The following is a 25,627-nucleotide window of genomic DNA, read 5'->3' on the forward strand; positions in this document are numbered from 1 at the left end:
AGAGGCCGGCTCTGGGAGAATGCCGGGGGCTGGCAGGAACGCCGGCTATTGTACGTGTCCAACCCGATCCGGAGTCTCCTGATGGCAATCGTCTTCGCTGTGCGTGGTGACTACATCCAGCTCGACCAGTTGTTGAAGGCCTGCGGGCTCGTTATGTCGGGCGGCGAGGCGCATCGCGTGGTCGAAGCCGGGGAGGTCAGCGTGGATGGCAAGCGCGAGAACCGCAAACGGGCCAAGCTGCGCCCCGGTCAACGCGTGCGGCTCGCCGACCAGGAAGTGAAGCTGGTATCCGACGAGCGGGGCGCGGATTGACTCAGGCGCGTCGGCGCGCGAGCCGCTCCCATACCCAGCCGCCGGGCACGTCATGCCCGGTCAACACGTAATCGAGCGTGTTGGGGTTTTCCAGGGTGAGTGCGAGCGCACTTTGTGCCTCGCGCGTACCGACCAGCAGCAGTTGGTCGCCGACCCTTACCTCCTGGTCTGAATCGGGCAGCAGAACGGTGCCGTCGTCATCCCGCATGATGTAGAGCACTTCGCACTCGAGCGGTCGGGCGCGGTCGGCGGGGTCCTGCAGCAAGCTGCCCAGGTTCACGATCGGGCCTGCCGGCATCAGCAGGCGGAACAGCGCGGGTGCGTTTTCCGCGTTGATCCTCACGCTCCAGATGTTCGGCACCTTCCAGCCAAAACGGTCCGTGAGACGTTTCACCAGGCGCCGCGACCATGCTTCGTCACGCTGCTTGATCTGGGCCAGGAACGGAACCAGCAGCGGTGTCGTGAGGATGGCCAGGCATTCGTGCGCCACGATACGGCTTGATACGACTCGCAGGTCGCTCGGGAAAGCGTCGAAAAGCGGTGCGTTGGCAAAGTGGTTCTGACGAAGGATGACGAAAAGGTCGGGCTTGAGCTCGCGGGCGGTGACCGCGATCGACAGGTTGTTTACGTCGCTGCCGACACAGGCAATGATCCCGCTTGCCGTTTCGACCCCTGCGGTGCGAAGTGCCTGCGCGCCGGTGGCGTCGCCGCAGAGCCATTCGCCCTCGTAATCGGCGGGGGCCGGGCCCTGATCGATCACGATGACTTCCACGCCCTCCTGACGCAAGGATCGGGTCAGGATGCGGCCGAAGTTACCGTATCCGCACAAGAGCCAGCGTCCGTGCGGGGGGTCACGGTGCGGTTCGACGAGACTGCCCGGAACGCCTGTGAGCCATTCGAGCAGATGAAATGCCGACGGGGCATGCAGCGCCAGCGCGAGGTACTCCCCGAATTTTTCGAACGGACTGATGATGTGCCGGGTGCCGAAAGACGCCATGTTGGCGGTGGATTCCGGTGACTCGGAGCGGCACAGGGCCGGCAGCGTCGGCGCCAGCAGGCGGGCCGCAATGGCGACCGAGAGGTTTACCGTGTCGTCGTTGGTCAGGGTCATGACGCCGCGGCAGTTCGGATGGGTCAGGCCGGCCAGTCGCAGGACTTCGGGGTAGCGGGCATCCGCAACGAGGGTCGGGATGTCCGCGTAGTAGGTGTGCAGCTCGAGTTCGCCGGCCTTGACTTCGTCAACCTCGACGGCCACCACGCGGAGTCCCATGCGGTCCAGTGCGCGGGTGAGCAGTCGGCCGGTTTCGCCATAGCCGCAGATCAGGAAGAAGGGTTCGCGAAGCCGTCTGACCGCCCGGGCGAATTGTTCTACCTTGAGGGCGTGCTGGAAGTTCTTGTCCTGAAACAGGGCGAAAAGGGTGCCGATGCTATATGCCCAACCCACCACGGACATGTATATGCACAGTGTTGCCCACATCCTCTGCGCTTCGCTGAAGGCGTTCGGTACCTCACCAAAACCGATTGTCGTAGCGGTATAGCTGATGAAGTAAAAGGCGTGGAAGAAGCTCATCCGCGCCGGGTTGCCGTTTTCGTCGTAACCCGGGACGATGGTGAGACCCAGGACCGAAATCGCGAAGATAAGGATCAGCAGGATCAGCGGCGCTCGCATGCGCCGCAGGATCAGGAAGAAGCTGCCGTGATGGGTGCCCGGAATCATCGCCGCTGCATGATGGTCTCGGCGATCAGGATCACCACGGATACGACGTTGGCAAACAGCGCGCCGCCCGAGAGCGAAACGATTTTCGCGGTCAGATCGGCCGAGAGTGGGGCGCCGGCCACCGTGGTTCCGTAGCCCCAGACAACCGCCGCGGCGATCAGTTGGAGATCGGCAACCAGGCTGGTTGACAGATGAATCGCGCCGATCTGCGTGCGGTCACCGAACTTCAGCACGGTGGCGATCAGGTTGACGACGATCGCGGCAAAGAGCTCGTAGACATCATGATGGACCGCATTGTCGATGTCGCCGATGAAGAATCCGAAATTGAGCGTCGCGGCCAGGACGATGAAGAAGCCGAAGATGACCTTTTCTAGGTTCATTTTGGTTGGATCCCTGAATGGTGGCCCGATTATAGAGGCGACGGGAGCCGAGCGGGCTCATGCACGGCCAACTGTCGCCGGCGTTGTCAGGACTCGTGGAGCGTACCGTCGACGTAATACCAGTGATCGCCTTCGCGGATGAAGCGGCTGGTTTCGTGGAGCCGCGAAGCGCGGCCGCCGATCCGGTAACGAGCGATGAACTCGACCTCGGAATGGGTGTCGTCGATCGTCCTGTGGCTCACGATCTTGAGCCCGATCCATTTTGCGACCGGTTCGCCCGGCTGATGCTCTATGTTTGGCGGGCGGGTGTCCGGATGCCAGCTGCGCAGCAGGTAGTCGCGCTGGTCGGTTGCAAAAGCACTGTATCGCGAGCGCATGAGCTGTTCGGCGTCGGGGGCTGTCTGACCGCCATGAATATATCGGCCACAGCAACTGGCGAGCGGCAGGCTCGAACCGCACGGGCAGGGAATTGATTTTGCCATTCGTCGATTCTAGCGGCGTGGCCCGTGTCGTGGAATGGGCGGGCGAGGCGGACCTGCCGGTGATGCGTCGGACTCAGGTGCCCAGCAGCGTCAGCCAGTCGGACGCCTCTGCGAGAACGCTGTCCGCCTGCTCGGCCAGCTCGCCGACGTCGAGCCCGATGATTGCCGTGAGCTCGGGTGGCAGCGCCTCAACCGCCTCTGCGGTCGATGCGCCCCCGGCAAGCTTGGTAGCAAGGCTTTCCGCCAGAGACAGGATCACGGCAAGGCGATCGTCGGCGAGGTGCTCGAGCGGGTTTCCGTAATGTTGCATTGCCTCGCCAATCGGTCCGGGCAGGCTCCACTCACGGGCTAGCGCGGCGCCGACAACGCCATGGTCGAGGCCGATGACCGTACGTTCCGCAAGCAGACGCGGCTGGCCTCCGGCGACGGCTTTGTCGATCTGACGGTATCGCTCCGGTTCGACCGATCGCAGCAGCAATTCGCCGATCCTGTGCATCAGGCCGGTAACGAAGCACTCCTCGGGGCGGGTCTTCACGAGCGCGCCGATCGTGCGTGCGAAGCAGGCGGTGAGCAGGTTGTGGCGCCAATAGGCCAAGTGATCGAAACCGGGCAGATCGGGCCGCATCGTCGAGGCGCCTGATGCAATCACCAGGGTACGGACCCGGTTGAAGCCAAGAACCATCACCGCGTCATGGATGCTGCCGATCTTGCGGCCGCGCGAGAACTGGGCCGAATTCGCCATCCGCAGGACCTTGGCGGCAATGACCTGATCGAGCGCCACGCGAGATGAAATCGCGTCGACATCGATATCACTGCGGTCGAAACTGCCGAGCAGTTCGTGAACGACCGCAGGTATGGTCGGTAGCAGATAGGCCTGCTCGAGTACGTCCTCTAGCTCCACGATTGATCGCCCATGCAAGTTTTCGTCGCCCTTGGCTATCGGCCGCAGGCCTGAAAACTGTAGGGCTTTGGTCCGCAAGACTTTCAGCAATGAATGACGCGAACCTCGCTGCCGACTTTGATCCATCCGTCGGTCAGGATGGTTGCCAGCATGCCGCCATGCCCGCGCATTGCGTTGTAGCCACCAGCGCCGAGAATTTCTTCCATTCGCGAACAGGGCGAACAGGCCTGACCGATCCGTACGATCACATCGCCGATTCTCAGATCCACGGTCCGCTCTCGTCCAAGTGGTTTGAGCGCGAGCAAGTTGATTCCCGATATCACCAGATTTCGCCTCAACAGTGCGGGTTCGATGGCTTCGGCACCGATCAGGGCTGCGATTACCGGGAGATGCTCGTGCTGTATCAGGCTCAGTTGTCGCCGGCCACCATGGCTGCGGTCGCCCTCGAGACCGCGGCCGGCGACCGCCAGCGTACCGTTCAATTCAATACAGGCGGTGCGTCGGGCCGGTCGGACGAAGATGCGCTCGATACGACCCGTGTGAGGAAACTGCGCACTCAGACGGTGGATGCCTTGCGGCGCATCCGCAGTGCGTCCGTGCGGAGGTCTCACTTCTGAAGGAGTCCGCGCAGTACATAGGGCAGAATCCCGCCATGCCGGTAGTACTCGATCTCGATCGGCGTGTCGATACGGCACAAGACCGGCACCGTGTCCTTGCTGCCATCGCTGCGACGGATCACCAGGCTCAGGTCCTGCCGCGGTTGGAGCGGGCCGTCGGCGTCTGGTATGTCGAAATGCTCGTCACCGCGCAGTTCGAGCGACTGCCAACTGTCTTCGCCTCTGAACTGCAGCGGTAATACACCCATGCCGACGAGGTTGGAGCGGTGGATGCGCTCGAAGCTGCGCGCCACCACCGCTCTTACACCGAGCAGAAGGGTGCCTTTTGCGGCCCAGTCGCGCGATGAACCGGTACCGTACTCCTCTCCAGCAAGGATTACGGTCGGTGTCCCCCGCTGCTGGTAAGTGCTCGCCGCCTCGAAGATGCTGACGCATTTGCCATCAAGCAGCGTAAAGCCGCCCTCGATCCGGGAGCCGTCACTGCGTGGCGGCAGCATCAGGTTCTTGATGCGTACGTTGGCAAAGGTGCCCCGCACCATCACGGCGTGATTGCCCCGGCGCGAGCCGTAGGAGTTGAAATCCCTGCGCTCGACCCCCTTGCCGGTCAGCCACTCACCGGCGGGCGTCTGTTCCGAGAAAGAGCCGGCTGGCGAGATGTGGTCGGTTGTGACCGAGTCGCCGAGCATCAACAGGGCGCGGGCGCCTTCGATTGCGGCGATGGGTCCGGGCTCGATTGAAAATCCGTCGAAGAATGGTGGCCGGGCGATGTAGGTCGATCGTGGCCACTGGTAGACCTCACCGTCCGGGGCAGCGATGCTGTCCCACAAGGTATTGTCGGACGTGAAATCCGAGTAGAGCCTGCGGAAAGTCTGTGGATCGGCGGCAAAGGGCAGGACCGCGTCGATCTCGTCGGAATGCGGCCATATGTCGGCAAGGAAGACCGGCTTGCCGTCATTACCGGTTCCCAGCGGCTCGCTGTCGAGATCTATGTTCACCCGTCCCGCGATCGCGAAAGCCACAACCAGGGGTGGGGAGGCGAGAAAGTTGGCGCGGATGTTCGGATGGATGCGGGCCTCGAAATTGCGATTGCCGGACAGTACGGCTGCGGCGACGAGCTCGTGTTTCGATATGGCTTCGTTGAATTCGGCAGCCAGATCACCGGAATTGCCGATGCATGTGGTGCAACCGTATCCCGCAAGCGCGAAACCCAGCTTGGCGAGCGGCTCGAGCAGCCCGGCCTTGTCGAGATATTCGGACACGACGCGCGAGCCGGGGGCCAGCGAAGTCTTGATGTGGGGCTTGACCCGCAGGCCTCGGGCCACCGCATTCTTGGCCAGCAGGCCGGCGGCAAGCATGACGGCAGGGTTCGAGGTGTTGGTGCACGATGTGATTGCCGCGATCAGTACGTCGCCATTGCCGAGGTCGATGTTGTCGAGTCCGGTCTCATAGCGCCTGGCCAACGCTTCGGGTGACTGGTTGAATCCGTTCCTGGAAGCGGGGGCGGAGAAGAGCGCATCGAAGGTGGATTTCATGGACGAGAGCGCGACCCTGTCCTGAGGGCGCTTCGGGCCGGCCAGCGAGGGGACGATTGATCCCAGATCGAGCGTGAGCTCGCGGGAGTAGTCAACGTCGCCCTTTACCGGTATGCCGAACAGCTTCTGAGCGCGGAAGTAGGCCTCGAAGGTTGCGCAGGTCTCCTCGCTGCGACCGGTATTGCGCATGTAGGTCACGGTATTCGCGTCGACCGGGAAGAAGCCCATGGTGGCGCCGTATTCGGGAGCCATGTTGGCGATCGTCGCCCGGTCGGTGGCGGTCAGGCTGGCAGCCCCTTCACCGAAGAATTCGACGAACGTGCCGACGACCTTTTCGCGGCGGAGCATTTCCGTAATCACCAGGACGAGATCGGTTGCGGTGATCCCGCTGGCCAGCCTGCCCGTAAGTTCCACGCCGACGACGTCGGGAGTCAGGAAGTAGACCGGCTGGCCGAGCATGGCTGCTTCGGCCTCGATGCCGCCAACACCCCACCCGACGACCCCGATGCCGTTGATCATTGTCGTGTGGGAGTCGGTGCCGACAAGCGTGTCCGGGTAAAGCAGATCACCGTCGGCGCGTACGCCCGTGAAGAGATGCTCGAGATTGATCTGATGCACGATACCGGATCCCGGTGGTACGACCTTGAAGGTGTCGAAGGCCTGCATGCCCCATTTCAAGAACTCGTAGCGTTCGCGGTTGCGCTGGAATTCGATTTCCATGTTCTCACGCAGCGCTTCGGGGGTTCCGTAATGATCCACCTGGACCGAGTGATCGACGACGAGATCCACGGGTACCATCGGCTCGATGAGCTTTGGGTCGCGTCCTGCATCGGACGCCACGTTGCGCATTGCGGCGAGATCGCACAGAAGCGGCACGCCGGTGAAGTCCTGCAGGACGACGCGTGCCACCACGAAAGGAATCTCGCTGTCGCGCACTCCCCGGGCCTGCCAGTTGGCAAGCTGTCGGACGTGATCGGTGGTGATGCGCGTGCCATCGACATTTCGCAGCACCGATTCAAGCACGATCCTGATCGATACGGGCAAGCGCGCGACGTTGGGAAGTCTGTCCGCAAGGGCAGGCAGGCTGCAGTACCGAAGCTGCTTTCCATCGCTCGTAATGAGGCTGCGCGTGCAATCGATGACGTCGTCCATTCTGTTCTCCTGTGCCTTGCGGATCTGATCGATCCGATCGACATTCCGAGTCAGAGGTTCCCGGCTTGGCTTCGTGGTCGTCGGTCGCGCGCACTTACTGCCGTTGCGGCTCGAATCCCGAGCGGCGCCCATGATCGTGACCTATACTCTTGTGCGTCATGGGCAAGCGACGGTAAGCGGGTGATCGGCGGCAGGTGGCGCGTCGTCGGTATGGCCCTGTCCGGCAGCGGAGCCTTCTGATGTTGCACGGCCGGGATTTCGTCAGTTTTTATTGTGCGACTGCACAAATTCCGGCGACAACATGTATCATATATAAGACTTGGTGGGACGCTTCTTGCCCCGCAGGTTTTAAGAGTGGCGCAGACGGCCCTCGATGGCCGGCAGCGCGTGTGTTTGGGTCGAAAAATCATTGAGGAAGAACTACGATGCTTGAAGCCTATCGCCAGCATGTTGCGGAGCGCGCCGCGCTCGGTATTCCGCCGCTGCCCCTGTCCCAGCAGCAGGCCGAAGAACTGGTCCAGCTGCTGAAGAACCCGCCCGCCGGCGAGGAGTCCTTCCTCGTCGAGCTGCTCACCTATCGCGTGCCGGCTGGCGTGGATGACGCCGCCAAGGTCAAAGCAGAGTTTCTCGCAGCAGTTGCCAAAGGTCAGGAGAAGTGTGCGCTGGTGTCTCGCGCCAAGGCCACCGAACTGCTCGGCACGATGCTGGGCGGATTCAACATCAAGCCCTTGATCGACCTGATCGACGACGCCGAGGTTGGCGCTGTCGCCGCCGAGGGTCTCAAGAAAACCCTGCTGATGTTCGACTACTTCCACGACGTCAAGGAACTCGCCGACAAAGGCAGCGCCAATGCCAAGGCCGTGATGCAGTCGTGGGCCGACGCCGAATGGTTCACCAGCCGCCCCGAAGTGCCGGCTTCGATGAAGATCTCGATCTTCAAGGTCACCGGCGAGACCAACACCGATGACCTGTCCCCTGCGCCGGATGCCTGGTCGCGTCCCGATATCCCGCTGCACGCGCTGGCCATGCTCAAGAACCCGCGCCCGGGCATCACCCCGGAAGAGGCGGGCGTGCGTGGTCCGGTCAAGTTCCTGGAAGATCTGCGCGCCAAGGGCAACCTGGTGGCCTACGTCGGTGACGTGGTCGGTACCGGTTCCTCGCGCAAGTCGGCGACCAACTCGGTGCTGTGGTTCACGGGCGAGGACATTCCCTTCGTGCCGAACAAGCGCTTCGGCGGTGTGTGCCTCGGCTCGAAGATCGCCCCGATCTTCTTCAACACCATGGAAGATGCCGGCGCGTTGCCGATCGAGATCGACGTCTCAGCGATGGACATGGGCGACGAGGTCGAGCTGAAGGTCGATCACGCCACCGCCGTGGTCACGGCATTCAAGAATGGCGAGAAGATCTCCGAAGCCCCGCTCAAGACCCCGGTCATCCTCGACGAAGTGCGCGCCGGCGGCCGTATTCCGCTGATCATCGGTCGCGGCCTTACCGCCAAGGCACGTGAAGCGCTGGGCCTGCCCGCGTCGACCCTGTTCCGCCTGCCGCAGGACCCGGCCGATTCCGGCAAGGGCTTCTCGCTCGCGCAGAAGATGGTCGGCCGCGCCTGTGGTCTGCCGGAAGGCAAGGGTATCCGTCCGGGGACCTACTGCGAACCCAAGATGACCACCGTCGGCTCCCAGGACACCACCGGCCCGATGACCCGTGACGAGCTCAAGGACCTCGCCTGCCTCGGCTTCTCCGCCGACCTGGTGATGCAGTCCTTCTGCCACACCGCGGCCTATCCGAAGCTGGTCGATGTGAAGATGCACCGCGAACTGCCGAGCTTCATCAGCACGCGTGGTGGCGTGTCGCTGCGTCCGGGTGACGGCGTGATCCACTCGTGGCTGAACCGCCTGCTGCTGCCCGACACCGTCGGCACCGGCGGCGACTCGCATACCCGTTTCCCGATCGGCATCTCCTTCCCGGCAGGCTCCGGCCTGGTGGCCTTTGCCGCCGCGACCGGCGTGATGCCGCTGGACATGCCGGAATCGGTGCTGGTGCGCTTCAAGGGCACGATGCAGCCGGGCGTGACGCTGCGCGATCTGGTCAATGCGATTCCGCTCTACGCGATCAAGGCCGGTCTGCTGACCGTCGAGAAGAAAGGCAAGAAGAATATCTTCTCGGGCCGCATCCTCGAGATCGAAGGTCTGCCCGACCTCAAGGTGGAGCAGGCGTTCGAACTGTCCGATGCCTCCGCCGAGCGCTCCGCCGCCGGTTGCACGGTGCATCTGAACAAGGCGCCGATCGTCGAGTACATGAATTCGAACATCACGCTCATGAAGTGGATGATCGCCAACGGCTACCAGGACGCACGGACCCTCGGCCGCCGCATCAAGGCCATGGAAGACTGGATCGCCAACGGCGAGCTGCTCAAGGGCGATGCTGATGCCGAGTACGCAGCCGTGATCGACATCGATCTGGCCGACATCAAAGAGCCGGTCGTGGCCTGCCCGAACGATCCGGACGACGTGAAGATGCTGTCCGAAGTCGCCGGTGCCAAGATCGACGAGGTCTTCATCGGTTCGTGCATGACCAACATCGGCCACTTCCGTGCGGCCGGCAAGGTGCTCGAGGGCAAGTCGGACATCCCGACCCGCCTGTGGATCGCTCCGCCGACCAAGATGGACGCCATGATCCTGAACGAGGAAGGCTACTACTCGACCCTCGGCAAGTCGGGCGCCCGCATGGAAATGCCGGGATGCTCGCTGTGCATGGGTAACCAGGCGCAGATCCGCAAGGGCTCGACCGCCATGTCGACCTCCACGCGGAACTTCCCGAACCGCCTCGGCATCGACACCCAGGTCTACCTCGGCTCTGCCGAGCTGGCTGCGGTGTGTGCCCTGACCGGCAAGATCCCGACCCCGGCCGAGTACCTCGCGCAAGTGCAGTCGCTCAACGCCAAGGCGGGAGAAGTCTATCGCTACATGAACTTCGACCAGATCGAAGAGTTCAAGAGCGTTGCGGATACCGTAGAGGTCTGATCCCGTAGCTGCGGGATTTACCTGGAGCGGCGGATCGCAGGATCCGCCGCTTTTTTTCGTCCTGCGGATTCAGGGCGTATGCTTGGCTTGCCGGTGCTCGCGCAGTTGCGCAGCAGCGTTGTCGAATGAACCTGTTCGTCCGGGCCGATGCCGTAGTGACCGGCGCGGATCAGCCTGCACTAAACGCATCGAGGGCAAACGATGAAAACGGCACTGCGAATTCTGTTGGTTCTGGCGCTGCTGGGCGGTCTGGGTTATTTCTTCATGGTACGTGAAGCGGCACCGCCGGCGCCGGTAGCGGTCGTGCAGCCATCGGTAGAGGCGCCAGTGCAGGCCGAGCCAACGACTCCCGCCGAACCTCCCATCCAGTTCCCGGTCGAGCAGATCCTGCCTGAACAGGTGCAGGAGGCGGCGGCTGCCGGCGAACCGGCGCCCGATCCTGACGCGCTGGCCGCCGAAGCGCTTGCGGGTGCTGCTCCGGCCGGATCGATCGGTGACGTGATGTTGATGCAGGACCTGATACGGCGAATCGTGGTCACCGTGGACAACCTTCCGCGCGAGAAAGTCGCCCGCAAGCTGGCGCCGGTGAGGGCTGCCAGCGGGCCCCTCGTGGTCACGGGCGAGGAGGGGAGGCGTGCGATTGGTGCGGAGAACTCGGCCCGCTACCTGCCTTACGTACGCTTTGCCGAAGCGGTGAATCTGAAGGCGCTGGTAGCCGGCTATGTGCGGCTCTATCCGTTCTTCCAGCAGGCATACAGGGATCTCGGCTATCCCAGTGGCTATTTCAACGACCGGCTGGTGGAGGTCATCGACCACCTGCTCGCCGCGCCCGAGCCAGGCGGGCCGATCGCGCTGGTGCAACCGAAGGTGCTTTACCAGTTTGCGGACCCACAGCTCGAAGCGCTCTCGGCCGGACAGAAGATCATGGTTCGAATGGGAGCCGACAACGCGAAGCGGGTGAAGGTGCGGCTGGCAGCATTGCGCTCTTTGCTGGCCGGTAAGCGCTTGCAGTAGGCGGGAGAAGTCCGGCAAAGGTCGCGCAAATCGAAATTAGTTGACTGCCGCAGTCGGATATAATCGCGCGATGAATCCACCGTTCCCCCTGATTTCTACCCAGCCCGCTGCAGTGCCAAAGGCTGCGCCCTTCCTGCCGATGTCCCGTGCCGAGATGAATGCGCTGGGCTGGGAGCAGTGCGATGTGATTCTGGTGACCGGGGATGCCTACATCGATCATCCGAGCTTCGGCATGGCGCTGGTGGGGCGACTGCTGGAGTCGCAGGGATTCAGGGTGGGGATCATCAGCCAGCCAGACTGGCAGTCGGCAGAGCCGTTCCGGGCGCTCGGCCGTCCGAGGCTGTACTTCGGTGTCACGGCCGGCAACATGGATTCGATGATCAACCGCTATACCGCCGATCGCAAGATCCGTTCGGACGACGCGTATACGGCAAACGCCGAAGCCAACCGACGTCCCGATCGGGCGGTGGTGGTCTATTCGCAGCGCGTGCGGGAAGCCTATCCCGGTGTGAACGTGGTGATCGGCAGCATCGAGGCAAGCCTGCGGCGGATTGCGCATTACGATTACTGGTCCGACAAGGTGCGCCGGTCGGTGCTCCCTGATTCCAAGGCAGATCTGCTGCTCTATGGAAACGCCGAACGGGCGCTTGTCGCGCTCACCCATCGGCTGGCTGCGGGTGAGCCCATTTCCTCGATTCGTGACCTGCGCGGGACGGCCTTCATGGTCAAGCGCGGGTGGCTGCCGGACGCGGACTGGGTGCTGCAGGACTCGACCACGGTCGATCGGCCCGGTCGTGTCGATGTGCACCCGGACCCTTACGCGATGGAGCCCGCGCAGACCGGGCCCAGTCAAGCTGGAAGCCAGCCGATCCGGATCGTGCCGCTGGCGGAGCGGGTCGCCGCACGCAAGGCTGCGCGCGAACGTACAGCCATCCGGCTGCCGTCCTACGAGCAGGTGAAGGACGATCCGGTGCTGTACGCGCATGCCTCGCGGGTGCTGCACCTCGAGTCCAATCCCGGCAATGCGCGCGCGCTGGTGCAGGCGCATGGTGATCGCGAGGTGTGGCTCAACCCGCCACCGATCCCACTCGAGACGCAGGACATGGATTACGTGTTCGGCTTGCCTTATGCCCGCAGGCCTCATCCTTCCTACGGGGAGGCGCACATCCCGGCATGGGAGATGATCCGGTTTTCGATCAACATCATGCGCGGCTGTTTCGGGGGCTGCACATTCTGTTCAATTACCGAGCACGAAGGGCGCATCATCCAGAGCCGCTCGGAGGGCTCGATCCTGCGTGAGATCGAGGAGATCCGCGATCGCACCCCGGGCTTTGCGGGGCATATCACCGATCTCGGCGGCCCTACCGCCAACATGTACCGCATGGCCTGCAAGGATCCCGAGATCGAGCATTCCTGTCGACGCCTGTCCTGTGTCTATCCGGGCATCTGCGAAAACCTCGATACCGACCATGCGCCGCTGATCGACCTGTATCGCAAGGCCCGCGCCATCCGGGGCGTCAAGAAGATCTCGATCGGTTCGGGGCTACGTTACGATCTCGCGGTGCGCTCGCCCGAATATGTGAAGGAACTGGTCACGCACCATGTCAGCGGCCTCCTCAAGATCGCCCCAGAGCACACCGAAGATGGTCCGTTGTCACGGATGATGAAGCCGGGCATCGGCGCCTACGAGCGCTTCAAGGAGATGTTCGACAGGTTCTCGAAGGAGGCGGGCAAGAAGCAGCATCTGATCCCCTACTTCATTGCCGCCCATCCAGGTACCACCGATGAGGACATGCTCAATCTGGCACTGTGGCTGAAGCGGAACAATTTCAGACTCGATCAGGTTCAGACCTTTCTGCCGACACCGATGGCGCTGGCGACCACGATGTACCACAGTGGCAAGAATCCCTTGAAGAAGGTGGGGCGCGATTCGGAGGCGGTGGACACGGTGAGGGCAGGGCGCATCCGGCGACTCCACAAGGCTTTCCTGCGCTATCACGATCCCGAAAACTGGCCGATGCTACGCGAGGCACTGGAACGCATGGGCCATCGGGAGCTGATCGGCAACAGCCCGGACCATCTCGTGCCGCGCTTTCAGCCAGGAGTGGTCACTGCGAAGGCGGTCGTGAAACCGTCATTGGGGCGTGATGGGCGTACGAATGCAAGGGGGCCGCAGCCCACCCGCCCGCAGCCCGAGACCCGTGGTTTGCACGGGAAGGCCGATCGGAAACGGGAGAAGGCCGGTTTGGCGGGGCGCGGGCGGATGGCCGGTGGTAAATCGGGTGGGCGCTGAGCAGCCGGCTGCGTGCAGCCCGGCTCCTGCTCGAGGAACCCCGCGGTTTTTCGTATAAGCTCCGGGGCGTCTGCATCTTCGCTTGATTCCGACGCCAAGTGAGTTCCGGTTTTCTTTCTTCGCTGATGAACGGTGACAACTGGCTGATCATTTTTTCGGTCAGTGCCTACGCGTTGGCGATCCCGAGCGCGGTACGTGCGGTTCTCGTGACCCGGACATCGCAAGGTGCGATGGGTTGGGTCATCGCTCTCATGGCGATGCCCGTGATCTCGCTCCCGCTGTACTGGGTGTTTGGTCGCACCAAATTCCAGGGCTATGTGAACCGTCGTGCCCAGATTGACGAACTGGCGGTTCGCGAGGCCGAGCGACTCAGGGCGCTGCGCCATTTCGATTTGGAGCCGCGCGCCGGTCTGCAGGGATTGCACGGAATCGCGAGCAAGTTGTCGGGCACCGGCTTTCTCGGTGGCAACTGCCTCGAACTTCTGGTGGGCGGGAAAGCGACATTCGACAGCATCCTCGCCGAGATCGCTGCTGCCGAGCGCTATATTCTCGTCCAGTACTACATCTTCCGGGCCGATGGCGTCGGGCGACGTTTTGCTGCGGCACTCATGGCGCGGGCGAAGGCGGGCGTCAAGGTCAGCTTTCTGTTCGACCCGATTGGTTCGAGCCTGCCGCGGAGCTTCATAGAAGAGCTGCGCCGTGCCGGGATCCGCTGCAGTCCCTTCGATACGACCCGGGGCAAGGGCAACCGCTTCCAGATCAATTTCCGCAATCACCGCAAGATCGTCGTGGTCGACGGACGGGTGGGGTTCATCGGGGGCCTTAATGTGGGCGATGACTATCTCGGCCTCGATCCCGACGTCGGTCGATGGCGGGATGCACATGTCCGGATCCAAGGGCCGGCTGCGGTGATGGCGGCGGTGGCCTTTGTAAAGGACTGGTACTGGGCGAGACGAAAGCTGCCTCGCATGGATTTCGACCTTCCCGATGCGTGTGGTGATTCACGTGTGCTGCTATGGCATACCGGCCCGGCCGACGACCAGCCCGAGTGCACCGTGTCTTTGCTGTCCTCCTTCAATGCTGCGCGCAAGCGGATCTGGATCGCGAACCCGTATTTCGTCCCGACGGATCCCGTTCAGCAGGCTCTGCGGCTCGCCATCCTGCGTGGTGTGGATGTACGCATCGTGCTACCCGAGAAGGGGGACAATCGCCTGATCCGCCAAGCGTCGTGGCTCTATCAGGCAGACCTGCTGCGCGCGGGGGGACGGGTCTTCCACTATTGCGCCGGCTTTCTGCATACGAAGGCGTTCGTTGTGGACGATTTGCTCGCCTGCGTCGGGACGGTCAATCTTGATCACCGCTCGATTCTCATCAACTTCGAAATCGCGGCATTTTCCGACGACGAAAGGTTCGTACGCTCGGTGGGCAGGATGCTGGACGACGACTTTGCCGAAAGCCGGGAGATCAGTATTGCCGAAGTGAACCGGCGCAGCATCTGGCACCGCTTTGCTACGCGGGCTGCCAATATGCTGGCACCGATTCTCTAGGGCGTGTCCGCAGCAGGAAAGCGGCCCGGTTGCCTTCGGGGCACGTGCCCGGAGGCCGTCATCGCCGCGGATCCCTTAGAAGAAGGCGTCGACCGACGCTTCGCTGCGTTCGAGCACGCTCACCGCCGAGCCAACGAGCAGCGGATCGGCCTTGCTGGCGACCGTGTGGTCCTTGTCAGGATAGTCGAGCATCGACAGGAAGTGACGCATGCAGTTTAGTCTCGCGCGCTTCTTGTCGTCGGACTTGATGACGACCCAGGGGGCATCGGCCGTGTCCGTGTGAAAGAACATCGCTTTCTTCGCGGCGGTGTAGTCATCCCACATGTCGAGTGACTTGATGTCGATCGGTGACAGCTTCCAGTGCTTGAGCGGATCGTCGCGACGCGAGATGAAGCGGCGAAGCTGCTCTTCGCGGCTGACCGAGAACCAGAACTTGAACAGTCGTATGCCCGAATTCACCAGCATCCGCTCCAGCTGCGGCGCCTGACGCATGAATTCGAGATACTCCTGCGCGGTACAGAAGCCCATCACGCGCTCGACACCCGCGCGGTTGTACCAGGACCGGTCGAAGAACACGATTTCACCCGCGGTCGGCAGGTTGGTGATGTAGCGCTGGAAGTACCATTGCTTGCGCTCGACGTCGGACGGTTTTTCCAGTGCCACCACGCGTGCGCCGCGGGGGTTGAGGTGCTCCATGAAGCGCTTGATGGTGCCGCCCTTGCCGGCCGCATCGCGGCCCTCGAAGAGGACGACGATTTTCTGACCGGTCTGTTTGACCCAGCTTTGTACCTTGAGGAGTTCGATCTGAAGTTCCTGCTTGGTATCCTCGTATTCCCGGCGGCTGAGGCGCTCGGCATAGGGGTAATCGGAGGGCAGTGGTGCCTTGCCGCTGTCTTCCCAAGTGCCGTGGGGTGCCTCCGCAACCTTCAACGCGACGGGAGCATGGCTGATCGACAGAATCTCGGCTGCAGCATCGTCGTGCTGCTTTTGCGAAACTCGGGTTTCATACACTTGAGGGGTTTCATCGTCGCCCGTGGCTGGCGCGAGGCTGTCAACGGTGGCGCCTTGCGGTGCTGTCTGCTTGTCGGCACCCTTCGTGTTCGTACTGCGACCTTGTGGATTATTGGTTTCGGCCATGTGTTCTCCTCCGCCTGGGTAAAAGTACCAGTCTGCTCGGGCTGGATGCGCAATTCATGACGCGTGTCAAAAGATGGTCATTTTTTGTCGATGAAAGTGCGGTCGTCGGTTTCTTGGGCGTTTTGCCCCCGGACGTATCCGGCATGCCGTTCAAATGGAGATTTTCATGTATCAGAATCGCTGGTTCGAAGATTTTTCGGTGGGTGAGCGCTTCGTGAGCCAAGGCTGCACGCTGACCGAGGCCGCCATCATCGATTATGCCTTTCGCTATGATCCGCAGCCCTTCCACCTCGACGCGGGTGCGGCTGCCCGTTCGCCATACGGTGGCTTGATTGCGAGCGGGTTTCAGACCGTTGCCTTGTGCTTCCGGCTTTTCATACAGAGCGGAATCATCATCGAGTCGAGCATCGGCTCCCCCGGGCTGGATGAACTCCGCTGGCTTGCACCGGTTCGTCCCGACGATACGCTTCATTCCGAGGTGGAGGTGCTTGAGCTTCGGCCGTCCCGCTCCAAACCGGATCGCGGTATCGTCCGGATGCGCTACGAGGCCCTGAACCAGCGCGGCGAACCTGTCTTGAGCTTCATCGGCAATCACCTGCTTCTGCGGCGACCGCAATAGCGTCTTTCAGTGGCGGGTGGCCAAATAGACGCCCGCCGCGATCATGATGCTGCCCGCGCTGCGATTGAGCCAGCGCACCGCGCCAGGGGTCTTGAGTCGTTTGGAGGCCCATGCTGCCGAGGTGGCGATCAGCATCAGGCCGAGCATCAAGGCAATCACGGTGAGCATGGAGGCAATCGAGATATCCCGCGCAGTGAGCGTGGTCAGATCGATGAAGGTCGGCAGAAAAGCGATATAGAACAGAATCACCTTCGGGTTTGACGCCGATATGAGAAAACCCTGGACGAAACTGGCGAGCCCGCTCCCGCTGGCAACAGGTTGATCCGCCTCGTTGATCTTCGGCCGGGTCGTGAACATTTTCCATCCGAGATAGAGCAGGTAGGCTGCACCGAGGATGCGGATGGCCGTAAACAGTTCGCCCCAGTGATGTGCGACCGCGGCCAGCCCGAGGCTGGCGAGGACAAGATATACGGCGTCGCTGATGGTCATGCCGAAGGCGAGCATCGCGCACGAGCGCGCGCCGAACATCATTGCCCGGGCAAGGATGGCAAACACGCCCGGCCCGGGTGTGATGCCAAAGATGAATATCGCCAGAAAAAAGCTGATTCCACTTTCGAAGCTCATTGAGCGGAGTCCTTCTGTGCCGGAGGTCAGTTTTCCGAGCGCACGAGGTCGATATCGACCATCAGATCCGCGGAAATGCGTTCGAGATCATCTTGCAGGGCGGCAATGTCGAAACCGGGTGCGGCAAGCAACTCGGCGTCGGCCTTGAACAGCATTTCGGCGGACATCGGTGCGCTGGCCGTGCCAGTCACGAGCTTCTCGACGTTGACTGCATGGCGGGCGAGCACGGTCGTGACTTCGCGAACGATCCCGAGACGGTCGTGACCGACGAGTTGCAGCGAGAATCGCGCACCTGCCGCCGACGTGATCTCGGGACCACTCGTTTCGACGAGCACCCGTAACTCGGGAAGGTCGGAAAGTGCCTTGCTCAGTCGCGTGACATGCTCATCGGGTACTTCGATGCGTACGATCCCGGCGAATTTGCCCGACAGGCGGGACATGGAGGATTCGAGCCAGTTGCCTTCATGTCTGCTGATTGTGGATGCCAGCTTTTCGACCAGCCCGTGGCGATCGTCGCCGATTACAGTGAGTACGAGAGACTGGGTCATTTCCGATCCTCTGGTTGCGCGTGAATGATTGCAGGTGCGACTGTGCCTGAGCGGGCTGGATCGCCGCAAGTGTCTATCCGAAGCATAGATCCCGGTGTGGCTCGAATGGTGTCGGCAGTACGAAGGGCGAGGGCGGGATGATACGGTGTTGGCGGTGCCACCGTTCTTTCGATCGCGCATCCTGCGCAGGGTTTATAGTGCCGGCCTGGCAAATGAAGGCGCGTCAACATGAAAGACGATCAATTGCGCGGGCTCACCGAGCTTGTATGCGCGTTTCGCGACGAGCGGGACTGGGCCCAGTTCCATTCTCTTCGCAACCTGGTCACTTCGCTCAGTCTTGAGGCCGCCGAACTCCTGGAACTCACGCAGTGGCGTTCGGACGCCGAGGTGGAGTCGCTGCCAAAAGAGGCCGCTTCCCGAGAGGCGCTTGGCGACGAGTGCGCGGACATCCTCCTCTATCTGTTGCTGATTGCCGATCGTACCGGTATCGATCTGGCCGACGCGGCGCGCCGGAAACTCATCAAGAATGCGGACAAGTATCCGGTCGAGACGAGCCGCGGCTCACGCGAGAAATACACTCGCCTCAAGAGCGTCGCCCGGGCTGCGGAGAAGGACTGACATGGCCTTGCGCGCGACCATTTTCAAGAGTGTTCTCAGTGTGTCGGACCTGGATCGGCACTACTACGCCGAACACGCCCTTACGTTGGCAAGACATCCGTCGGAGACCGATGAGCGGATGATGGTTCGCGTGCTGGCTTTCGCTCTGTTCGCGGATGAACGACTCGAGTTCGGCCGCGGCTTGTCGAGCGAAGACGAACCCGCCCTTTGGCTCAGGGACTACGGCGGTGAGATCCGGCTGTGGATAGAAGTTGGTTTGCCTGACGAGCGCGTCCTGCGCAAGGCATCGGGGCGGGCCGAGCGGGTGGTGCTTCTGGCTTACGGCGGGCGGGCAGCGGAGGTATGGTGGCAGAACCAGCGTGCGGCACTTGCTCGCCTTGATAATCTGACCGTGCTTGCGGTTCCGCAAGAGGCCTCGCGCGGGCTTGCAGCCATGGCCGAGCGCGGCATGCAGTTGCAGGTGACGGTGCAGGATGGCGAACTGTGGTTTTCGTCCGCGGATTCAGCGGTTCAGGTGAGCTTCGAGCGACTCAAGGACTGAGATAAGGGCGGGGGTGTTCCGACAAGGCCGTCCGGTCGACCCCACATGTCGGGAGGTCGAGGCGTCCTCCGTGGCTCAACGCTTCAGATGACCAACGGCCCAAACGGCAGCCTCGACCCGGGAGCGCAGGTTGAGTTTGCGAAGAATGTGTTTGACGTGCACCTTCACCGTGCCTTCCGCGATATCGAGGTCGCGCGCGATGAGCTTGTTGCTCAGACCGCTGGCCAGCCGTTCGATGATTCGCAACTCCTGTTCCGTGAGCCCCGCGTCCTCGGGGCTTTCCGGGCGCGGCTCGCCCCTGAGCGCGCTTGCCAGCAAATGGGTAAGGCTGTCCGAGACGACCACCTGTCCGTTCGCGGCCGCTTTGAGGCGGTCGACCATCTGCTCCGGTTCCATGTCCTTGAGCAGGTAGCCATCCGCGCCGGCGCGCAACGCGGCGACCAGATCCTCGCCATGGTCCGACACGGTAATGATGAGTATGCGGGTGTCGGTATCCGTCGCCTTGATGGCCCGGAGCACCTCGAGGCCGCTGATGTCGCGCATGTTCAGGTCGAGCAACATCAGATCGGGCTGCAGGCGCTGCTGAAGTTCGATGCCCTCCGCGCCGCCGGAAGCCTCGCCGATCAGCGCGAAGCTCGCGATGGTCTGGATCAGCTGGCTGAGCCCGCGACGGAATAACGGATGATCGTCCACTAGCAGAACGGTCTGGTGAGGTTCAGGCGTGCTCATGAGGGGTTTCCGTATCCGGTTGAGTAGCCGGAAAGCGTAGCGTTACCCGCGTTCCGCCTCCCGGGCGCGGATCGATCTGCACACTGCCGCGCAGGCTCAGTGCGCGCTCTTTCATGATGGCGGTGCCGTGGTGTCCGGCCGGTGCGGCGCCCGCCGAGAGAAGGCCGACTCCGTCGTCGTCGATGACTGCGATCACTTCGCCGTCTTCCCGGTATTCGATCAAGACGCTGGCGTTAGCCGCGCGCGCGTGGCGGGTCATGTTCGACAGGGCCTCGCGTATTACGTGCAGGGCGTGAATCTCCTGGTTCGGCGTGAGATGGCAGCCATGAAGCTGCGTCTCGAGGGTGATTGGAACACCACTGCGTGCGCTGTATTCGCCGACCGTCGCATTGAGAAGATCGAGAAAGTCTCCCTCCATCCGAAGCCGAAAGGTCGACAGCAATTCCCTCAACTGACGATAAGCGAGATTGATGCCTTCACGCAGGTCACCGAGCACCACCCGGGCCTTCGCGCTGCTTTGAGGTGAGTCGAGCATGGGCTGGAGCAGGCTGGCCTGAATCTTCATGTAGGAGAGTGACTGGGCCAGCGAATCGTGCAGCTCCCGGGCAATCGTCGAGCGTTCCTCCTGCAAGGCGACGAGGCGATCCCGCTCTGACTGAAACGAGATACCCTGCGCGATACCGATATGCTTGGCGACTGCGTTCAACAGCATTTCCTGCCACTCCTCGAGTTCATGATGCTCCTCGAGCAGCACCCGGAGCACGCCATAATGATGATCGGCATCGCGCAGGGCGAGCTGGCGCAAGCGGGTGTCGGATCCATCGGGACGCAGGACTCGCAGCACCGGGCCCGTATTGCCTGCCCGAGCCGGCACGGCCGGTCGGAGCCTTTCGCGACGGGCAAGCGTGGTTATGTAGCCGTCGAACTCGGGGCATCGGGGACAGCCTTCCGCGCTGCGGTCATCGCAATTGCCGATCGAACTGGCAAGTATCGATGCGCTGCCGCCATGCTTGGGCAGTTGACACAGCATGCTGCCGGACAGGCCCAGAACCTCCTCCAGATCGTCGAGCACCTTGCGGTAACTTTCCTGCCGGCCGGGCGCGTTGTACAGATGGGATATCGAGTCATAAAGCAGCTTGAGCGAACGGTTGCTGCGGCTCAGTTCTGCCGTCTTTGCCGCGACCTGTTGTTCCATCCGTCCGCAGAGCGAAGCCAGCTGCGATGACATCAGATTGAACGACTCGGCCAGGTGCCCCAGCTCATCATGGTTTTGGTAACGGATGGGTGATTCGAAATCGCCGCGTGCCACGCGTTCGGCTCCGGCGACCAACTGCTCCATCGGTAAGGCGACGCGGCGATGCAGCAGCACCAGGGTCGGCATGAGCAGAATCAGGATAAGTGCCAGCGCTGCGGCCAGCGTCAGCCGCAACTGGCGAATACGGTTCTCGGCGTCGAGCTCGAGGTGCTCGACGAACTCATTGATGGTGGATACGAGCAGGTCAATTTCAGCGATCAGCGCCGGGCCGTCCTTCGATACGGTTGAGGCTCCGTTTGCAAAGCGCAGAATGTGTGGCTTCACGACCCCACTCCAGGTCTGCTTTACCTTTTCGTAGCTGGTGTCCATCGATCTGGACGAAACTCGCTTGATCGCCCCGCGCAGCGTGTCGGAGGCGATTTCGGTGTCGAAGGCGGCAATTTCAGCCACTACTCGCTGACGCCCCGGTGCGTCTTCCGCAGTGAGTGCCAGATTGGCCAGACGATGACTCTTGTGGCGCAGGCTGCCGGCAACGTTGATGGCGATCCCGCTACCTTGTACCCGCTCCGCGATGCGCTCGGAGGCCGCGATCACGATCAAACCGACCATCGCTATGGCGGCGACGGCCATGGATGTTCTGCTGACGATGGAATGGCGCCAGTCGGGCGCCGGACGGAGCGGCATTCTCGGGTTCATTGCGATTTGCTCGATTCTCTCTCAGATGGTCCTGCAGAAGCTTGCAAGCTGCGGGGTATTGGGGATACCCCCTCCGCATCGATGCCAATTGACTCCCACTGCTGGGGTGCAAATGAAGGTTCATTAAAACAATCGTTTGGCGTCGTGCGCATGTACCTCGAAAGTGGTAGTCCGAGTGGAGGAGACGGAGATGGCGCCCCTTCGCGCGCGCGCGGATGCTTTCTACACTCCGGCAACCAATCCTGGATCAGCACGGGGAGTGCAGAGAAGTCATGTGTCCGCAAAGCAAGGATCCTGTTTGTCACGTTCTTTCAGGGCTGGATCAGTTCGGTTCGCTGGATGCCGACACGCTTCAGGAATTGCAGGCGGGCGCCAGCCTCTATCGTATATCGCGGGGCGAAATGCTGTTCCACAAGGGAGATTCGGCGGACGGCGTGCATCTGGTGATCGAGGGTGAGATAAAACTGTTCTTCCTGTCAGCCAATGGCACCGAGAAACTGATCAGCACGGTAAGCGATGGTGAAAGCTTCGGCGAGGAATGCGTGCTGCTCCCCGGCCCGAGGCGCTTCTCCGCCCAGGGTACCCGCGATACCGTCGGCTTGCGGTTGCGAAAGCAGACGCTCGACGAAGTGATGGCGGCCGATTGCACGCTTGCCCGCGCCTTGCTGCGGAGCTTGAGCGGCCGTATGGATGCGTTGATGGAGAGCATGGAGAATTGCGTACAGCGCAACAGTATCCAGCGGGTCGCATATTACCTCGTGCAGCATGCCCCGACGTCATCCGAGCGATATGAACTGCAACTGGCCGCGAACAAACAGGAGATCGCGGCCCAGCTGAATGTCACGCCGGAAACGTTTTCTCGCGTTCTCGGCCGTCTGACAAGGGACGGACTGATCCGCTCGCAGGGGCGTTGCATCGAGGTCATGAGCCAGCATCTGTTGCGTGCCTGCGCCGGTTGATATCATGCCGAGCGGGCGTTTCGGTCTGTCCGTCTATCGCCTGATGGTGCTGGCATCCTGGCCAAACATTACGCGCTTGGCTTCATCATCCATCACCGGGGCCCTGTTGATCGATTCGGCCAGCTCGTAAGCGCGAATCGTCGCCGGCCGCGCCGCAATCGAATCAAACCAGCGCTTGAGATTCGGGAAGTCGCCCAGGTTCTGCCGTTGACGCTCGTGGGGAACGATCCACGGATAGCATGCCATGTCGGCAATCGAATATTCGCCGACGATGAATTCCCGCCCCGCGAGCTGACGGTCGAGCACCGCGTACAGGCGCGCGGTCTCCTTCACGTAACGATCGATCGCGTAAGCGATGGGCTCGGGCGCGTATTGAACGAAGTGATGGTTTTGTCCCGCCATTGGTCCAAGTCCTCCCATCTGCCAGAAGACCCACTGCATTGCCTCGATGCGGGCGCGCGATCCAGAGGGCAGGAATTTTCCTGTCTTCTCCGCGAGATACTGCAGTATGGCCCCCGATTCGAACACTGATAACGGTTCGCCGCCATCGGAAGGCTCATGGTCCACGATGGCCGGGATCCGGTTGTTGGGGGCTATCCGGAGAAAATCGGGATCGAATTGTTCGCCCCGGGAGATGTTTATTGGCCTGATGGTGTAGGGGAGGCCGCTTTCTTCCAGAAAAAGGGTGATCTTGTGACCGTTTGGGGTCGTCCAGTAGTAGAGATCGATCATGGTGTCGTTCCTCATTGTTGAAGCGTGCGTATTTGGGCGATCCCCGGTCGTGTCGCCTGGTGTTTGCGCGATGCTATGATCGGCCGGAATTACAGGGAGGCCTCATGAGATTCGGAACACCACTTTCGCCGACGGCGCTGCGGGTGATGTTGCTTGGTGCCGGGGAGCTCGGCAAGGAAGTCATCATCGCGCTGCAGCGCCTCGGTGTCGAGGTGATTGCGGTTGATCGCTATCCCGATGCCCCGGGCCATCAGGTCGCGCATCGCGCGCATGTCATTTCGATGACCGACGGAGCCGCGTTGAGGGCACTTGTCGAAGCGGAGAGACCGCACCTGATCGTGCCGGAGATCGAAGCGATCGCAACGGAAACCCTGCTTCAGATCGAGGCCGAGGGGCTCGCGGAAGTGATTCCTACGGCGCGCGCGGCGCGCCTGACGATGGATCGCGAAGGAATTCGCCGTCTCGCCGCCGAGACGCTTGGCCTGCCGACGTCCCCGTTTCGGTTTGCGGATAGCGAAGACGAGCTGCGTGGCGCGATCGAAGGTGGAATCGGCTACCCCTGTCTTGTCAAACCGGTGATGTCATCTTCGGGCAAGGGGCAGTCGCTGCTCACCGGGCCCGATGACATCACCACGGCCTGGGCCCATGCAGCAGCTGGCAGCAGGGTGGATCGGGGAAGGGTGATCGTCGAGGGATTCGTCGACTTCGAATACGAGATCACGCTGCTCACCGTCCGGGCAAACGATGGGACCGGGGTGATCGGTACGTATTTCTGCGAACCGGTCGGGCACCGGCAGGTCTCGGGCGATTACGTCGAATCCTGGCAGCCGCAGGCAATGACGCCGCTTGCTCGGCAGCGCGCGGAGAAAATCGCGGCTGCAGTGACTGCCGATCTGGGCGGGCGGGGCCTGTTCGGCGTGGAGTTGTTCGTCAAGGGGGACGAGGTCTGGTTTTCCGAGGTCAGTCCGCGTCCTCATGACACCGGTCTCGTGACGCTTTGCTCGCAACGCTTCTCCGAATTCGAACTGCATGCGAGGGCCATTCTCGGCCTGCCGGTTGACGTGTCGTTGCGTGAGCCGGGGGCGTCTGCAGTCATCTACGGAGGGATGAATGCGGCAGGGATCGCATTCGAGGGTATCGCCGAAGCACTGGCCGTTCCGCGAAGCGATGTCCGCCTGTTCGGCAAGCCGGAAGCCTTCGAGCGGCGACGCATGGGGGTCGCGGTGGCCAATGCGGACGATGTCGCGGAGGCGCGTCGTCGGGCCTGCCTGGCTGCGAGCCTGGTCAAGCCGGTGCAAGGGTAAGCGAATCGATGAAGATCGCCATGCGCGACGTGATCTTGGCTGTGATCTTCTCCGCCGGGCTTGGCGGATGTGCGAACCTGTGGCAGGACGGGCAGGAGGATGCCGTGTTGGGCGTTGTGGTCTCGCAGCGGATTCTCGTCGAAGGTGTGCCGGGCGGTGGTGGTGTCAGTGTTGGCGTAGGCGCGGCCGGTGGGTCGGGGGGCGGCACGATCTTCGGATTGGGCGTCAATGTCGACCTGGGGCAGCTGTTCCGGGGGAGTGCCAGAAACGTCGGGCGGCAATACACGGTGCGTTTGCAGGACGGTCGGGTGCTGGAGGTGCGGGACACTGGGAGTGAGGCTCTGGCGGACGGTAGCTGCGTAGCCCTCGTGCTCGACCGGAATGGGGTGCCGCGATCGGTTAAGCCGTCTACAGCGTGCGCTCCGTGAGGCGCCTCGTGATCCTCGTGTGCTGCATTTGCACTTTTTTGGTATAAGATGACGCAAATGCCAGCGTGAGGTTTCAATGTCGACACTTCAGATCCAGAATCCGGATCCGTCTGCCGTGCTTTTGGTTGCGCTGCTCAATGCCGGTAAGGACCTCGGCCTATCGCAGAGTGAGATAGGGGCGGTCGTCGGCCGCGACAGGACCGCTTTCAGCCGCCGTGCCGGTATCGATCCAGGTAGCAAGACGGGCGAACTGGCGCTGCTCCTGATCCGCGCTTATCGGAGCCTGTTTGCGCTGGTCGGTGGCGATATCACTCAGATGCGCCACTGGATGCACACTGCCAACCTGCATACGGGGGGCGTTCCCGCGGAGCAGATTCGTGGTGTGGCAGGGCTTTCGCGGGTGGTGGAATACCTCGACGCGATACGAGGCAAGGTCTGAGCACGATCTGGGATGCCTGCGCCCAACA

24 protein-coding genes are annotated in these 25,627 nt (G+C 62.2%); 12 read left to right on the forward strand and 12 right to left on the reverse strand.

What is annotated here, in order from left to right; all coding sequences use genetic code 11:
• Positions 1–81: 81 nt before the first annotated feature.
• Positions 82–312 (forward strand): RNA-binding S4 domain-containing protein, encoded by a 231-nt coding sequence (locus tag GQB03_RS14805; RefSeq protein WP_159690942.1) that lies wholly within the window; start codon positions 82–84, stop codon positions 310–312.
• Between the two features lies 1 nt (position 313).
• Here the strand turns inward: GQB03_RS14805 and GQB03_RS14810 are convergent, their stop codons facing one another.
• The 6 genes from GQB03_RS14810 to acnA all read right to left on the reverse strand — a co-directional run bounded on the left by GQB03_RS14810 (position 314) and on the right by acnA (position 7,093).
• Positions 314–2,029 carry a potassium channel family protein gene (locus GQB03_RS14810; RefSeq protein WP_159690945.1) on the reverse strand — a complete coding sequence of 572 codons (1,716 nt, stop codon included), beginning with the start codon at positions 2,027–2,029 and terminating at the stop codon, positions 314–316.
• Positions 2,026–2,409: a DUF6394 family protein gene (locus tag GQB03_RS14815; RefSeq protein WP_159690948.1), complete on the reverse strand. Its 384-nt coding sequence runs from the start codon at positions 2,407–2,409 to the stop codon at positions 2,026–2,028. The genes GQB03_RS14810 and GQB03_RS14815 overlap by 4 nt, the downstream gene beginning before the upstream one ends.
• Positions 2,410–2,495: 86 nt before the next feature.
• On the reverse strand, positions 2,496–2,891 hold the full coding sequence (locus tag GQB03_RS14820) for a YchJ family protein (protein ID WP_159690951.1): 396 nt from the start codon (positions 2,889–2,891) through the stop codon (positions 2,496–2,498).
• A 73-nt stretch (positions 2,892–2,964) separates the two neighbouring features.
• The gene (locus GQB03_RS14825; protein WP_159690954.1) at positions 2,965–3,792 is read right to left on the reverse strand and encodes an HDOD domain-containing protein; all 828 of its coding nucleotides are present in this window, start codon (positions 3,790–3,792) and stop codon (positions 2,965–2,967) included.
• 83 nt (positions 3,793–3,875) lie between these two features.
• The gene (locus GQB03_RS14830) at positions 3,876–4,487 is read right to left on the reverse strand and encodes an MOSC domain-containing protein (protein WP_327516818.1); all 612 of its coding nucleotides are present in this window, start codon (positions 4,485–4,487) and stop codon (positions 3,876–3,878) included.
• Complete coding sequence (gene acnA / locus GQB03_RS14835; protein ID WP_159690957.1) at positions 4,400–7,093, reverse strand: aconitate hydratase AcnA; 2,694 nt, start codon at positions 7,091–7,093, stop codon at positions 4,400–4,402. Before acnA ends, GQB03_RS14830 begins: the two co-directional genes overlap by 88 nt.
• Before the next feature lie 425 nt (positions 7,094–7,518).
• Between acnA and GQB03_RS14840 the strand changes: the two genes are divergently transcribed.
• The 4 genes from GQB03_RS14840 to cls all read left to right on the forward strand — a co-directional run bounded on the left by GQB03_RS14840 (position 7,519) and on the right by cls (position 14,970).
• Positions 7,519–10,116, forward strand: a complete 2,598-nt coding sequence (locus tag GQB03_RS14840; protein ID WP_159690960.1) for a bifunctional aconitate hydratase 2/2-methylisocitrate dehydratase — start codon at positions 7,519–7,521, stop codon at positions 10,114–10,116.
• 201 nt (positions 10,117–10,317) lie between these two features.
• Entirely contained in the window at positions 10,318–11,130 is an 813-nt protein-coding gene (locus GQB03_RS14845) for a DUF3014 domain-containing protein (RefSeq protein ID WP_200832238.1), read from the forward strand.
• A 139-nt stretch (positions 11,131–11,269) separates the two neighbouring features.
• Positions 11,270–13,423 (forward strand): YgiQ family radical SAM protein, encoded by a 2,154-nt coding sequence (locus tag GQB03_RS14850; protein WP_235027088.1) that lies wholly within the window; start codon positions 11,270–11,272, stop codon positions 13,421–13,423.
• A gap of 98 nt (positions 13,424–13,521) precedes the next feature.
• Positions 13,522–14,970: a cardiolipin synthase gene (gene cls / locus GQB03_RS14855; protein ID WP_159690965.1), complete on the forward strand. Its 1,449-nt coding sequence runs from the start codon at positions 13,522–13,524 to the stop codon at positions 14,968–14,970.
• Between the two features lie 75 nt (positions 14,971–15,045).
• Here cls and ppk2 read toward each other — a convergent pair whose 3' ends face one another.
• Positions 15,046–16,107: a polyphosphate kinase 2 gene (gene ppk2, locus GQB03_RS14860; protein WP_159690968.1), complete on the reverse strand. Its 1,062-nt coding sequence runs from the start codon at positions 16,105–16,107 to the stop codon at positions 15,046–15,048.
• 166 nt (positions 16,108–16,273) lie between these two features.
• Here ppk2 and GQB03_RS14865 point away from each other — a divergent pair, with 166 nt between their 5' ends.
• Positions 16,274–16,726: a MaoC family dehydratase gene (locus GQB03_RS14865; RefSeq protein ID WP_159690971.1), complete on the forward strand. Its 453-nt coding sequence runs from the start codon at positions 16,274–16,276 to the stop codon at positions 16,724–16,726.
• A 6-nt stretch (positions 16,727–16,732) separates the two neighbouring features.
• On the opposite strand, the gene GQB03_RS14870 is transcribed toward GQB03_RS14865, so the two are convergent.
• Both GQB03_RS14870 and GQB03_RS14875 read right to left on the reverse strand, forming a co-directional pair.
• Entirely contained in the window at positions 16,733–17,350 is a 618-nt protein-coding gene (locus tag GQB03_RS14870; protein WP_159690974.1) for a LysE family translocator, read from the reverse strand.
• Positions 17,351–17,376: 26 nt separating this feature from the next.
• Positions 17,377–17,898, reverse strand: a complete 522-nt coding sequence (locus GQB03_RS14875) for a glycine cleavage system protein R (RefSeq protein ID WP_159690977.1) — start codon at positions 17,896–17,898, stop codon at positions 17,377–17,379.
• Positions 17,899–18,126: 228 nt separating this feature from the next.
• On the opposite strand from GQB03_RS14875, the gene GQB03_RS14880 reads away from it, so the two are divergent.
• Both GQB03_RS14880 and GQB03_RS14885 read left to right on the forward strand, forming a co-directional pair.
• The gene (locus GQB03_RS14880) at positions 18,127–18,516 is read left to right on the forward strand and encodes a nucleotide pyrophosphohydrolase (RefSeq protein ID WP_159690979.1); all 390 of its coding nucleotides are present in this window, start codon (positions 18,127–18,129) and stop codon (positions 18,514–18,516) included.
• A 1-nt stretch (position 18,517) separates the two neighbouring features.
• Positions 18,518–19,057, forward strand: coding sequence for a YaeQ family protein (locus GQB03_RS14885; RefSeq protein ID WP_159690982.1), 540 nt, complete (start codon positions 18,518–18,520; stop codon positions 19,055–19,057).
• Positions 19,058–19,132: 75 nt separating this feature from the next.
• Here GQB03_RS14885 and narL read toward each other — a convergent pair whose 3' ends face one another.
• Both narL and GQB03_RS14895 read right to left on the reverse strand, forming a co-directional pair.
• Positions 19,133–19,786, reverse strand: coding sequence for a two-component system response regulator NarL (narL, locus tag GQB03_RS14890; RefSeq protein ID WP_159690985.1), 654 nt, complete (start codon positions 19,784–19,786; stop codon positions 19,133–19,135).
• Complete coding sequence (locus tag GQB03_RS14895; RefSeq protein WP_159690988.1) at positions 19,773–21,671, reverse strand: HAMP domain-containing protein; 1,899 nt, start codon at positions 21,669–21,671, stop codon at positions 19,773–19,775. Before GQB03_RS14895 ends, narL begins: the two co-directional genes overlap by 14 nt.
• Before the next feature lie 338 nt (positions 21,672–22,009).
• Between GQB03_RS14895 and GQB03_RS14900 the strand changes: the two genes are divergently transcribed.
• A complete protein-coding gene (locus GQB03_RS14900; RefSeq protein ID WP_159690990.1) occupies positions 22,010–22,696 on the forward strand; it encodes a Crp/Fnr family transcriptional regulator in 687 nt (228 codons plus the stop codon).
• 33 nt (positions 22,697–22,729) lie between these two features.
• Here GQB03_RS14900 and GQB03_RS14905 read toward each other — a convergent pair whose 3' ends face one another.
• Complete coding sequence (locus GQB03_RS14905; RefSeq protein WP_159690993.1) at positions 22,730–23,428, reverse strand: glutathione binding-like protein; 699 nt, start codon at positions 23,426–23,428, stop codon at positions 22,730–22,732.
• 104 nt (positions 23,429–23,532) lie between these two features.
• Between GQB03_RS14905 and purT the strand changes: the two genes are divergently transcribed.
• From purT to GQB03_RS14920, 3 genes are all read left to right on the forward strand, one after another.
• Entirely contained in the window at positions 23,533–24,732 is a 1,200-nt protein-coding gene (gene purT / locus GQB03_RS14910; RefSeq protein ID WP_159690996.1) for a formate-dependent phosphoribosylglycinamide formyltransferase, read from the forward strand.
• Between the two features lie 8 nt (positions 24,733–24,740).
• Entirely contained in the window at positions 24,741–25,160 is a 420-nt protein-coding gene (locus tag GQB03_RS14915; protein WP_159690998.1) for a hypothetical protein, read from the forward strand.
• A 76-nt stretch (positions 25,161–25,236) separates the two neighbouring features.
• On the forward strand, positions 25,237–25,599 hold the full coding sequence (locus GQB03_RS14920; protein ID WP_159691001.1) for an MbcA/ParS/Xre antitoxin family protein: 363 nt from the start codon (positions 25,237–25,239) through the stop codon (positions 25,597–25,599).
• The last annotated feature ends 28 nt before the right edge of the window (positions 25,600–25,627 follow it).

This window comes from Cognatazoarcus halotolerans (genome assembly GCF_009800965.1).
Lineage (GTDB): Bacteria > Pseudomonadota > Gammaproteobacteria > Burkholderiales > Rhodocyclaceae > Cognatazoarcus > Cognatazoarcus halotolerans.